Source organism: Burkholderia sp. IT-111MI5 (genome assembly GCF_949752865.1).
Classification (GTDB): domain Bacteria; phylum Pseudomonadota; class Gammaproteobacteria; order Burkholderiales; family Burkholderiaceae; genus Burkholderia; species Burkholderia pyrrocinia_C.
This window is the reverse complement of sequence record NZ_CATKIF010000022.1, coordinates 300,545-312,672: the sequence shown is the minus strand read 5'-3', so window position 1 is coordinate 312,672 and position 12,128 is coordinate 300,545. Positions and strand designations below refer to the sequence as shown.

10 protein-coding genes are annotated in these 12,128 nt (G+C 69.0%); 6 read left to right on the top strand and 4 right to left on the bottom strand.

Translation table 11 applies throughout. The features are described 5' to 3' along the window. Nucleotides 1-61: 61 nt before the first annotated feature. Nucleotides 62-2,047, bottom strand: a complete 1,986-nt coding sequence (locus tag ACM6JT_RS19745; RefSeq protein ID WP_414857100.1) for a beta-galactosidase — start codon at nt 2,045-2,047, stop codon at nt 62-64. A 9-nt stretch (nt 2,048-2,056) separates the two neighbouring features. Continuing rightward, nucleotides 2,057-3,205, bottom strand: coding sequence for an ABC transporter ATP-binding protein (locus ACM6JT_RS19740; protein WP_414857099.1), 1,149 nt, complete (start codon nt 3,203-3,205; stop codon nt 2,057-2,059). A 189-nt stretch (nt 3,206-3,394) separates the two neighbouring features. On the opposite strand from ACM6JT_RS19740, the gene ACM6JT_RS19735 reads away from it, so the two are divergent. After that, nucleotides 3,395-4,429 (top strand): LacI family DNA-binding transcriptional regulator, encoded by a 1,035-nt coding sequence (locus ACM6JT_RS19735; RefSeq protein ID WP_034181542.1) that lies wholly within the window; start codon nt 3,395-3,397, stop codon nt 4,427-4,429. 105 nt (nt 4,430-4,534) lie between these two features. Here ACM6JT_RS19735 and ACM6JT_RS19730 read toward each other — a convergent pair whose 3' ends face one another. Further along, nucleotides 4,535-5,176 carry a GntR family transcriptional regulator gene (locus ACM6JT_RS19730; RefSeq protein ID WP_034181543.1) on the bottom strand — a complete coding sequence of 214 codons (642 nt, stop codon included), beginning with the start codon at nt 5,174-5,176 and terminating at the stop codon, nt 4,535-4,537. Between the two features lie 135 nt (nt 5,177-5,311). Between ACM6JT_RS19730 and ACM6JT_RS19725 the strand changes: the two genes are divergently transcribed. Beyond that, the gene (locus ACM6JT_RS19725) at nt 5,312-5,788 is read left to right on the top strand and encodes an OsmC family protein (RefSeq protein WP_175749651.1); all 477 of its coding nucleotides are present in this window, start codon (nt 5,312-5,314) and stop codon (nt 5,786-5,788) included. Between the two features lie 120 nt (nt 5,789-5,908). On the opposite strand, the gene ACM6JT_RS19720 is transcribed toward ACM6JT_RS19725, so the two are convergent. Further along, entirely contained in the window at nt 5,909-6,859 is a 951-nt protein-coding gene (locus tag ACM6JT_RS19720; RefSeq protein WP_034181545.1) for a LysR substrate-binding domain-containing protein, read from the bottom strand. Nucleotides 6,860-6,973: 114 nt separating this feature from the next. On the opposite strand from ACM6JT_RS19720, the gene ACM6JT_RS19715 reads away from it, so the two are divergent. The 4 genes from ACM6JT_RS19715 (at nt 6,974) to ACM6JT_RS19700 (ending at nt 12,101) form a co-directional block, all read left to right on the top strand. Continuing rightward, nucleotides 6,974-8,725: an IlvD/Edd family dehydratase gene (locus tag ACM6JT_RS19715; protein ID WP_407971829.1), complete on the top strand. Its 1,752-nt coding sequence runs from the start codon at nt 6,974-6,976 to the stop codon at nt 8,723-8,725. A gap of 79 nt (nt 8,726-8,804) precedes the next feature. Next, on the top strand, nt 8,805-10,166 hold the full coding sequence (locus ACM6JT_RS19710) for an MFS transporter (protein ID WP_175749650.1): 1,362 nt from the start codon (nt 8,805-8,807) through the stop codon (nt 10,164-10,166). 50 nt (nt 10,167-10,216) lie between these two features. Further along, nucleotides 10,217-11,146, top strand: coding sequence for a dihydrodipicolinate synthase family protein (locus ACM6JT_RS19705; protein WP_414857098.1), 930 nt, complete (start codon nt 10,217-10,219; stop codon nt 11,144-11,146). Between the two features lie 25 nt (nt 11,147-11,171). Next, on the top strand, nt 11,172-12,101 hold the full coding sequence (locus tag ACM6JT_RS19700) for a Gfo/Idh/MocA family protein (protein ID WP_105390617.1): 930 nt from the start codon (nt 11,172-11,174) through the stop codon (nt 12,099-12,101). Nucleotides 12,102-12,128: the final 27 nt, after the last annotated feature.

Here is a 12,128-nt window from a genome sequence, read left to right as displayed (position 1 = left end):
TTGTCTCCAGTCCTGGGTGTCGTTGTGCGTGACCGGCGCGTCGCGGCGCCGGTGGCGGGTGCTACGAACGGCTTCGATACACGGCGACGCCTTGCGGCTCGACCTGCGCGGCGCCGAGCACGAACGCGGACGGCGGCACCGCGTCGATCGTGTGCGGCGTGCTTCCATAGTTGAATACGTAGGTCAGGCCGCCGCGCCGGCTCACGCGCACGCCGTCGCCGAGCGGCGTCGGCGCGAGGCCCGCTTCGGCCGCGACATCGGCGAACAGTCGCGCGGTGGTCGCGTCGTCGAACAGTGCGGCCCAGTAGTGCAGCGCGCCATGCGACACGCAGGCCGGATGACCGTCGGCGAAGCGTGCACACACGACGCTGCGCGTGTCGTCGTGCAGCTCGACGAAGTCGCGCCAGTGGCGCGCATCGCCCGCGAGCGGCGAGCCGTCGCGCAGCGTGCCGTCGATCCGTTCGGTCACGTTCGGCCGCAGCGATTCGACGCGCCACACGCGGATCGGCAGGATCGACGCGAGCGGGCCGGGCGGCAGCGCCGGCGGAATCTGCAGATCGACGGTCTTCGAGCCGGTGCGCGGCCCGAACACGGCATGTGCGCCCGATGCGGCGAGCCGCGCCGCGAAATCGTCCGGCACGATCGGCAGCGGCGGCACGACCACGAGCCGATAGCCGTCGAGCGGCGCATGCACGGAGACCACGTCGACGTCGAAGCCGAGCGAGCGCAGCGCCGAGTAGTACTCGAACGCGAAGCGCGGGTAGTGGAAATCGGCGCCTTGCGGCTGCACCTCGAACAGCCACTTCGCCTCGTAGTCGTAGATCAGCGCGACGGGCGCGCGCACCGGAGCGTCCGCATCCGCGCCTGCGTCGTGCACCGCCGCGATCTCGCGCGCGACGCGTTGCGCTTCGCGGCCGCCTTCGTCGAGCTGGTCGTCCGGCGTGTGCAGGCCCGCATGCATCTGCTCCTGCGCGAACGGCGCCTGCCGCCAGCGGAAGTACGACACGCAGCCGGCGCCGTGCGCGAACGCCTCCCAGCTCCACAGGCGCACCATGCCCGGCAGCGGCGCGGGGTTCCAATGCGCCCAGTTCACGGGCCCCGGCTGCTGCTCCATCACCCAGAACGGCAGCTTCGACATGCCGCGATACACGTCGTGATTGAACGACGCGAAATCGGGATGGCCGGTGCGCAGCCAGCGCGCCTTCACGTCGGGCGCGAACCATTGCTCCTCGAGTGCGCCGAGCGGATAGCTGTCCCACGTCGCGATGTCGAGGTCGCGCGCCACCTCGTAGTGGTCGAACTCGGTGAACAGCTGCATGAAGTTGTGCGCGACGGGCCGGCCCGGCGAGTGCGCGCGGATCACGTCGACCTGCATCCGGTGATAGCGCGCGACTTCGTCGGACGCGAAGCGCCGGTAGTCGAGGCGATGCGACGGATGGGCCTCGGTCACGGTGCCGACGGGCGCATCGACTTCGTCGAAGTTGCGATACTCCATGCTCCAGAACACGGTGCCCCACGCGCGGTTCAGCGCGCCGATCGTGCCGTAGCGCGCCTTCAGCCATTCGCGAAAGCGCACGAGCGCGGCCGGCGAGTAGCTGACGACCGTCTGGTGGCAACCCAGCTCGTTGTCGGTCTGCCAGTAGCGCACGGCCGGGTGGCGGCCGTAGCGTTCGGCGACCGCCGTGCAGATCTGGCGCGACGCTTCGAGATAGGTCGGCGACGAGAAGTCGTAGTGGCGGCGCGAACCGAACGCGCGCGGCCGGCCGTCCGCGCCGATCGCGAGGATGTCGGGATGACGGTCGACCAGCCATTTCGGCGGCGTCGCGGTCGGCGTGCACATCACGATCTCGAGGCCGGCCGCGCCGAGCACGTCGACCGCGCGGTCGAGCCAGCCCCAGTCGTATTCGCCCGGCGACGGCTCGATGCGGCTCCATGCGAATTCGGCGATCCGCACCTGCTCGATGCCGAGCGCTTTCATCCGGCGGGCATCGTTCGCCCACATCGATTCCGGCCAGTGTTCCGGGTAATAGCAGACTCCGAGGCGCATACGCGATCCTTAAGCGTAGTGATGGACGTTGACGTCGGCACACGCGGGCAACGCGCGGCCGTCTTCGGTGAAGAGATGGCAGGCCGCGGCCGGCGCATGCACGGGCACGCGTTCGCCGCTGTGCACCTGCGCGTCGCCGGGCAACTTCGCGATCAGCGGCGTGCCGCCGGGCTGGTCGAGATGCACGTAGGTTTGTTCGCCCAGGCGTTCGACGAGCGCGACGTCGCGCACGAGCGTCGTCGCGTCGCGTGCGGCGCCGAGCGTCAGGTGCTCGGGGCGAATGCCGAGCGTCACGGTTGCGCCGGCGTGGAGCGCGGAGCCGTCGCGCGGCAGCGTGAAGGTTTCGCCGGAAAGCGCGACGGTGACGGTCGTGCGGCGGGCATCGGATGCGGTGACGACGGCCGGCAGGAAGTTCATGCGCGGCGAGCCGATGAAGCCGGCGACGAATCGGCTGGCCGGATGGTGATAGAGGTCGAGCGGTGCGCCGACCTGCGCGATGCTGCCGTGCTGCGCGGTATCCGCGCCGGCGTGCAGCAGCACGATCTTGTCGGCGAGCGTCATCGCTTCGGTCTGGTCGTGCGTCACGTAGACGACGCTCGCGCGTTCGAACTGCCGGTGCAGCCGCGCGATCTCGATGCGGGTCTGGCCGCGCAGCGCCGCGTCGAGATTCGACAGCGGCTCGTCGAACAGGAACACGCCGGGCTCGCGCACGATCGCGCGGCCGATCGCGACGCGCTGCCGCTGGCCGCCCGACAGCGCCTTCGGCTTGCGCTCGAGCAGCGTATCGAGCTGCAGGATGCGTGCGGCATCGCGCACCTTCCGGTCGATCTCGGCTTTAGGCACGCGCGCGAGCTTCAGCCCGAACGCCATGTTCTCGTAGACCGTCATGTGCGGAAACAGCGCGTAGCTCTGGAACACCATCGCGACGCCGCGCTCGGCGGCCGGCACGTCGTCGACGCGGCGGCCGTCGATCGACAGCTCGCCCGCGCTCAGGTCCTCGAGCCCGGCAATCATGCGCAGCAGCGTCGACTTGCCGCATCCGGACGGCCCGAGGAACACGCAGAACTCGTGCGCGCCGATCTCCAGATCGACGTCGCGAATGACCGGCGCGTGATCGCCATAGGCTTTCTGCACGCGCCGCATCGAGATGCTCGCCATTGTCTCCGCTCCATGTTTTAATGCGCCGTCACACATGGTTAAGCGCTTAATCATCGCGATCAAAAAAAGAGGCGATCCGATCGCGGCCGAGTCGCGCCCGATGGTCGGGCGGCAAGGTGTGCGCCGATAGTGCGCCGCTTCGGTGAGCGAAGCAAATACTGGATCGACGTCTCATATAGTGAGCAAACGATGGCGACACTGGATGAAGTTGCACGCCGCGCCGGCGTGACGGCCGCGACGGTATCGAACGTGCTGCGCGACCGCGGACGGGTGGGCGAGGCCACGCGTGCGCGGGTGCTGGAAGCCGTGCGGGCGCTCGGGTATCGGCCGCATCTCGCCGCGCGGGCGCTGGCGGAAGGGCGCGCGCCGACGGTCGCGCTGATGGTGTCGAGCATCGCGAACCCGTTCTATCCGGAGTTCGCGCTGGCGGTCGAGCGCGCGGTGCGCCGCAACGGGCAGTTCCTGATCGTCTGCAATACGAACGAAGATCCATTGCAGGGGCGCGCGTACCTCGACCAGATCGCCGGCACGATCTCCGAAGGCATTCTCGTGACCAACGCGAACCTGCATCTGCCGGATCTGCTTGACGTCGCGCGCCGCGGTGTGCCGGTCGTGCTGTGCCTGTGGGAGCGGCCCGACGCGCCGCCCGACGGATTGCCGTGCGTGGCCATCGATTTCCGCGAGGCGGGGCGGATTGCGACGCGGCATCTGCTCGAACTCGGGCACGAGCGCATCGGCGTGATCGTCGGCGGGGCGGCGAGCGGCGTGCAGGCGGCGCGTTACGACGGCTTCGTCGACGTGATGCGCGAAGCGGGGCTCGACGCGTCGATCGTCGCGGCCGAGCACGATTCGATCGAAGGCGGCGTGCGCGCGGCGGGCCGGCTGCTCGACGCGCATCCGCGGCTGACCGCGCTGGCCGCCACCAACGACCTGCCGGCGATCGGCGCAATGCATGCGGCGGCCGATCGCGGCAGGCGCGTGCCCGACGACCTGTCGATCGTCGGCATTACCGACATCCATCTGGCAAGCGACACGCGGCCCACGCTGACGACCGTCGCGATTCCGACCGCCGAAGCCGCCGGCCTCGCGGTCGAACTGCTCAACGCGCTGCGCGAGGCGGGCGGCCGCAGCGACGATGCGTCGCGCGTGCGGACCGCGTCGCTGCCGCGGCTGGTGGTGCGCGGTACGACAGGCCGCGTGCCGAGTGGGCGCACGACGCGGTAAATATCGCGCGTGGTTGCACTGAGTGCTTCGAGTTTGCCGACGCAATCGGCGCGGCCCGGCGCGGAGCCGTGTGCGGTGTGAAAAACGGCAAACGCAGTGCCGGCCTCAACCGCCTTCGACGAGCCGCATCACGATGCTCCTGGCCGATTCGAGATGCGCGACCGTCATCGAACGGGCGGCGCGCGCATTGCGCTCGCGGCACGCCTGCAGGATGTCGTCGTGCTCGACCTGGAACGACGGCGTATCCGCGAGCAGCGTGGCCTGCAGGCGCTCGTAGCGTTCGACCTGGCTGCGCAGTTCGCCGATCGTCTTCAACTGCCGCGCGTTGCCGCAGCACGAATACAGCAACGCGTGGAATTCGCGGTTCAGTTCTCCCTGCCGGCGCGGCACGGTCGCATCGCCGAGCAGGCGATGGACGAGTTCGGCGCGCGCGAGCGTTTCGTCGTCGAGCCGCTTCACGCTCCGGTAGATCGCGTCGCCTTCGAGCAGCGCGCGCAGATCGTAGATTTCCTGCACGTCCGACGCGCTCAGCATGCGCACGACGGCGCCTCGATTCCTGAAGATATCCAGCAATCCTTCGCGTTCCAGGCGCTGGATGGCTTCGCGCATCGGAATCCGGCTGATCCCGAACCGGTCGGCCAGGTCGCGCTCGACGAGCCGCTCGCCGGCTTCCAGCTCGCCGTTGACGATCATGTCCCGCAGCGATGCGGCGACTGCGTCCGCCGTGGAGTCGAGTTTGGTTTCCATGCCTGAGTGTTCCTCACTTCATTTTGGAATAATGGTATACCAAACGGAATTCCGGTGCCAAAATGGCGGCCATTGGCGGGCTTCATAAAATGAAATCTGGCCCGGTGGAAGCAACCGACATCAATGGAGAGCGAGATGGCATCTGGCGAACACAAGTATCGCGTCGCAGTGCAGTGGACGGGCAACCGCGGCACCGGCACGTCGGGGTATCGCGAGTACGGCCGCGATCATGTGATCCGTGCCGGTTCGAAGCCGGACATTCCCGGTTCGTCGGATGCAGCCTTCCGCGGCGACGCGTCGCGCTGGAACCCCGAAGACCTGCTGCTGGCGTCGGCATCGGCGTGCCACAAGCTCTGGTATCTGCATCTGTGCGCCGAGGCCGGTATCCGCGTGCTCGCGTATGTCGACAACGCGGAAGGGACGATGCTCGACAGTCCCGAGCAGGGGCGCTTCACCGAAATCGTGCTGCGCCCGCACGTGACCATCCAGGCCGGCGACGATCGCGAGCGGGCGGAACGCCTGCATCACGATGCGCACGCGAAGTGCTATATCGCGAATTCGGTCAACTTTCCGATCCGCTGCGAACCGGTGATCGAGTTCGCGGTGGCGTGACGCGTCGCCGATGAAAACGGCGATGAAGCTTTTCTACTACCCCGGCAATGCAGGCATGGCGCCCCGCGTCGTGCACGAAGAAGAAACCGACGCGAGCGGGCAACACCCTCCGCCACCGCGTCACAGCGAGACGCCGTAAACCTCCCGCGCAGCCGCCCGGATCGCATCGGCCATCACCGTGACGGCCGGCGAATGCAGCCGGTCGGTGCGCGTGATGATCCCGAAATCGTCCATCCGGCAATCCATCTCCAGCGGCAGCACCGTGACGATCCCGTGTCGCGCGTAGTAGCGCGCGACGTCCTCGGCCAGCACCGCGATCATGTCGCTCTGTTCGAGCAGCTGCGTGATGAACAGCAGCGCAGACGTCTCGACCAGGTTCGCCGGCGGCGCGAGGCTCGCACGCTGGAACACGAGTTCGAAGCGATGGCGCAGCACGCTGCCGGCCGGCGGCACGACCCACGCGGCGCGCTGCACGTCCGCGAGCGACAGCGGCGCCTGTGCGAGCAGCGGATGGCCGGGCCGCACGACCGCCGCCACCGTTTCGCCGATCAGCGGCTCGTAGCGCAGCCGCAGCTTGTCGTGTTCGGCGGAGAGCCGGCCGAGCACGATGTCGATCTTGTCCTGCGCGAGATGTTCGAGCAGCACGTTGCTGGTGTCGATCTCGACCGACACGTGCAGGCCCGCATGCGTGCCCTTCACGGCGGCGACGGCCGGCGGCACCAGCCGCAGGCCGGGCGACGTGATCGCGCCCACCGCCACATGCCCGAGATGGCCGGCCTTCAGCGCGGCCAGTTCCTCGCGCGCCTGGTCGAGGCTGCCGAGCGCCGCGCGCGCGTGGCGGATCAGCGCGTCGCCGTACAGCGTCGGCCGCATCCCGCGCGGCAGGCGCTCGAACAGCACCGCGCCGATCGATTCCTCGAGTTCGCGCAGCAGCTTCGACGCGGCCGGCTGCGTCATGTTCAGCGCGGCCGCCGCGCGATGAATGCTGCCTTCGTCGGCGAGCGCGACGACCAGCAGGAGCTGGCGGGTCTTCAGGCGGCTGCGGTTGCCCCACGGGCTGGCGTCAGTCATCGTACGGGTTTATATCGATATCGGAATCGATATCGTAATCGCTCAAAACGTCATTAGCGAGTTATCAAAATTCTGCCTAGACTGCGCCGGTATCCCGTCACCACAGGACTGACGATGTCGGCAACAAAACCCAGGCTGCGCTCCACCCAATGGTTCGGCACGAATGACAAGAACGGCTTCATGTACCGGAGCTGGATGAAGAACCAGGGCATCCCCGATCACGAGTTCGACGGCCGGCCGGTCATCGGCATCTGCAACACGTGGTCCGAACTGACGCCGTGCAACGCGCACTTCCGCAAGCTCGCCGAGCACGTGAAGCGCGGGATCTCCGAGGCGGGCGGCTTCCCGGTCGAGTTCCCGGTGTTTTCGAACGGCGAATCGAACCTGCGGCCGTCGGCGATGCTCACGCGCAACCTCGCGTCGATGGACGTCGAGGAGGCGATCCGCGGCAACCCGATCGACGCGGTCGTGCTGCTCGCCGGCTGCGACAAGACGACGCCCGCGCTGCTGATGGGCGCGGCGAGCTGCGACGTGCCGGCGATCGTCGTGTCGGGAGGGCCGATGCTGAACGGCAAGCTCGAAGGCAAGAACATCGGTTCGGGCACGGCCGTGTGGCAGCTGCACGAGGCGCTGAAGGCCGGCGAGATCGACCTGCATCACTTCCTGTCGGCCGAAGCCGGCATGTCGCGCTCGGCCGGCACCTGCAACACGATGGGCACCGCGTCGACGATGGCGTGCATGGCCGAGGCGCTCGGCGTCACGCTGCCGCACAACGCGGCGATTCCGGCCGTCGATTCGCGCCGCTACGTGCTCGCGCACATGTCGGGCATCCGCATCGTCGAGATGGCGCTCGAAGGGCTCGTGCTGTCGAAGGTGCTGACGCGCGCCGCGTTCGAGAACGCGATCCGCGCGAACGCGGCGATCGGCGGCTCGACCAATGCGGTGATTCACCTGAAGGCGATCGCGGGCCGCATCGGCGTGCCGCTCGAACTCGAGGACTGGATGCGCATCGGCCGCGACACGCCGACGATCGTCGACCTGATGCCGTCGGGCCGCTTCCTGATGGAGGAGTTCTATTACGCGGGCGGGCTGCCGGCGGTGCTGCGCCGGCTCGGCGAAGGCGGGCTGCTGCCGAACCCCGACGCATTGACGGTGAACGGCAAGTCGCTGTGGGACAACGTGCGCGAAGCGCCGAACTACGACGACGAAGTGATCCGCCCGCTCGACCGGCCGCTGATCGCGGACGGCAGCATCCGCATCCTGCGCGGCAATCTCGCGCCGCGCGGCGCGGTGCTGAAGCCGTCGGCGGCGAGCCCCGAGCTGCTCAAGCATCGCGGCCGTGCGGTCGTGTTCGAGAACCTCGAACACTACAAGGCCACGATCAACGACGAAGCGCTCGACGTCGACGCAAGCTCCGTGCTCGTGCTGAAGAACTGCGGGCCGCGCGGTTATCCGGGCATGGCCGAGGTCGGCAACATGGGGCTGCCGCCGAAGCTGCTGCGCCAGGGCGTGAAGGACATGGTGCGGATTTCCGACGCGCGGATGAGCGGCACCGCGTACGGCACGGTCGTGCTGCACGTCGCGCCGGAGGCTGCCGCCGGCGGGCCGCTCGCGGCGGTGCGCAACGGCGACTGGATCGAGCTCGACTGCGAGGCCGGCACGCTGCATCTCGACATCGCGGATGACGAACTGCAGCGCCGCCTGTCGGACGTCGATCCGACCGCGGCGCCGGGCGTGGCCGGCCAGCTCGGCAAGGGCGGCTACGCGCGGCTGTATATCGATCACGTGCTGCAGGCCGACGAGGGGTGCGACCTCGACTTCCTGGTCGGCACGCGCGGCGCGGACGTGCCGAGCCATTCGCATTGAGCGGCGCGCGAGAAGCGAAGCACAGGTGAAGCAGGGCAGACCGGCGACGACGCCGGCGCAGCCCACCCATGGAGACACGATGACGACGACGCAGCACCCGTCCGCGACACCGGCCGCGGCTCAATCCGGCCCGTCGGCCGCCGTCGACGAACGGCAGTTGATGCGCACGCTCACGCGCAGGCTGGTGCCGTTTCTCGCGTTGATCTACGTGGTGGCCTATGTAGACCGCACGGTCGTCGGCTTCGCGAAGCTGCACATGAACGCGGCCGTCGGCCTGAGCGACGCGGCGTACGGGCTCGGCGCGGGCCTGTTCTTCATCGGCTATTTTCTGTGCGAGGTGCCGAGCAATCTCGCGCTCGGCCGCTTCGGCGCACGCGTGTGGTTCGCGCGCATTCTCGCGACGTGGGGCGTGATCACGATGGCGATGGCGCTCGTGCAGGGGCCGGCCAGCTTCTATGCGTTGCGTTTCCTGCTCGGCGCGGCCGAAGCCGGCCTGTATCCGGGCATCCTGTATTTCCTCACGCAGTGGTTTCCGATGCGCGGCCGCGCACGCGTGATCGGGCTGCTCGTGCTCGCGCAGCCGATTGCCGGCATCGTGACGGGGCCGCTCGCGGGTTGGCTGCTGTCGACGCACGGGCTGTTCGGGCTGTCGAACTGGCAGACGCTGTTCGTCGTCAGCGGCCTGCCGGCCGTGCTGCTCGTGTGGCCGACGCTGCGGCTGCTGCCCGAATCGCCGGACCGCGCGCGCTGGCTGAACGATGACGAGCGGCGCTGGATCGCGCGCCAGCTCGCCGCCGATCGCGACACGTACCGCCCCGACGCGCACCGCAATCCGCTCGCCACGCTGGCCGACCGGCGCGTGCTGCTGCTCGCGGCGCTGTTCCTGCCGTTCCCGCTGTGCATCTACGGGCTGTCGCTGTGGCTGCCGACGATCATTCACGCGTTCGGCGCGGGCGACGCGGCCACCGGCCTGCTGTCCGCCGTGCCGTACCTGTTCGCGGTGGTCGGGCTGCTGGTCGTGCCGCGTCATTCGGATCGCACGCGTGAACGCTACTGGCACATCGTCGTCGTGTCGGCCGCCGCGGCGCTGACGATGGCAGCGAGCGCATGGGTGCGGCAGCCTGCACTGCAGTTCCTGTTCATCTGCCTCACGGCTTTCTCGCTTTACTCGATCCAGGCCGTCGTATGGGCGCTGCCCGGCGAATTCCTGAGCGGGACGAGCGCGGCGGTGGGTATCGCCGCGATCAATTCGCTCGCGAATCTCGGCGGTTACGTCGGGCCGTACGGCATCGGCCTGATCAAGCAGGCGACCGGCAGCCTCGCGGCCGGCCTGTATTTCCTCGCGGCGACGCTGCTGTTCGCGGTGCTGATCACGTTCGTGGTCCGCGCGACGCTGCGCGCGCCGCAGCCGGCCGCGGGCGCGCTCGCCCGCGAATCCTGAACGCATTGTTTTCCGGCTGAACGCCGCTTCGACCGATGCAGGACCGAACCATGACATCGAGCAGCACGCCGCGCTATCGCGGCATCTTCCCCGTCGTCCCGACGACGTTTTCCGACACCGGCGAGCTCGACCTCGCGAGCCAGAAGCGCGCGGTCGATTTCATGATCGACGCGGGCTCGGACGGGCTGTGCATCCTCGCGAACTTCTCCGAGCAGTTCGCGATCACCGACGACGAGCGCGACGTGCTCACGCGCACGATCCTCGAACACGTGGCGGGCCGCGTGCCCGTGATCGTCACGACGTCGCACTACAGCACGCAGGTGTGCGCGGCGCGCAGCCTGCGCGCGCAGCAGCTCGGCGCGGCGATGGTGATGGCGATGCCGCCGTATCACGGCGCGACGTTCCGCGTGCCCGAAGCGCAGATCTTCGATTTCTATGCGCGCGTGTCCGACGCGATCGAGATCCCGATCATGATCCAGGACGCGCCCGCGAGCGGCACCGCGCTGTCGGCGCCGTTCCTCGCGCGGATGGCGCGGGAGATCGAGCAGGTCGCGTACTTCAAGATCGAGACGCCCGGTGCGGCGAACAAGCTGCGCGAGCTGATCCGGCTCGGCGGCGATGCGATCGAGGGGCCGTGGGACGGCGAGGAGGCGATCACGCTGCTCGCCGATCTCCATGCGGGCGCGACCGGCGCGATGACGGGCGGCGCGTATCCGGACGGCATCCGGCCGATCCTCGAGGCATGGCGCGAAGGGCGCCACGACGACGCGTACGCGCGCTACCAGGCGTGGCTGCCGCTGATCAATCACGAGAACCGCCAGTCCGGGATCCTCACCGCGAAGGCGCTGATGCGCGAAGGCGGCGTGATCGCGTGCGAGCGGCCGCGGCATCCGATGCCGGAACTGCATCCGGACACGCGCGCGGAACTGCTCGCGATCGCGCGCCGGCTCGATCCGCTCGTGCTGCGCTGGGCGCACTGAGCGATTCGCGAAGGAGGAACGCACGATGAGCAAGCAGGTTTCGCTGGGCGTCGTCGGGATCGGCAAGATCGCGCGCGACCAGCATCTTCCGGCGATCGCCGCCGAACCGGGTTTCGCGCTGACTGCGTGCGCGAGCCGCCACGCGGAAGTCGCCGGTGTACGCAATTATCAGGATCTCCGCGCGCTGCTGGCCGCCGAGCGCGAGCTCGATGCGGTGTCGCTGTGCGCGCCGCCGCAGGTGCGCTACGCGCAGGCGCGCGCGGCGCTCGAAGCCGGCAAGCACGTGATGCTCGAGAAGCCGCCGGGTGCGACGCTCGGCGAAGTGGCCGTGCTGGAGGCGCTCGCGCGCGAGCGCGGCCTCACGCTGTTCGCGACCTGGCATTCGCGCTGCGCGAGCGCGGTGGAGCCCGCACGCGCGTGGCTCGCAACGCGCACGATCCGCGCGGTGCAGGTGCGCTGGAAGGAGGACGTGCGGCGCTGGCATCCGGGGCAGCAGTGGATCTGGGAGCCCGGCGGCCTCGGCGTGTTCGATCCGGGCATCAACGCGCTGTCGATCGTCACGCGGATCCTGCCGCGCGAGCTCGTGCTGCGCGAGGCGACGCTGTTCGTGCCGAGCGACGTGCAGACGCCGATCGCGGCCGAACTCGATTGCGCGGATACCGACGGCGTGCCCGTGCGCGCGGAATTCGACTGGCGGCACGGCCCGGTCGAGCAATGGGAGATCGCGGTCGATACGGCCGACGGCGTGCTCGCGATCAGTCGCGGCGGCGCGCAATTGTCGATTAACGGCGAGCCGGTCGAGATCGGCCCCGAGCGCGAGTATCCTGCGCTCTACGCGCAGTTCCGCGCGCTGATCGCGCGTGGCGAAAGCGACGTCGACGTGCGGCCGCTGCGGCTCGTCGCCGACGCGTTTCTGTTCGGCCGGCGCGTCCAGACCGACGCGTTCGGCCGTTGAACGTGCCGGCGCGCTTCGCCGCGACCG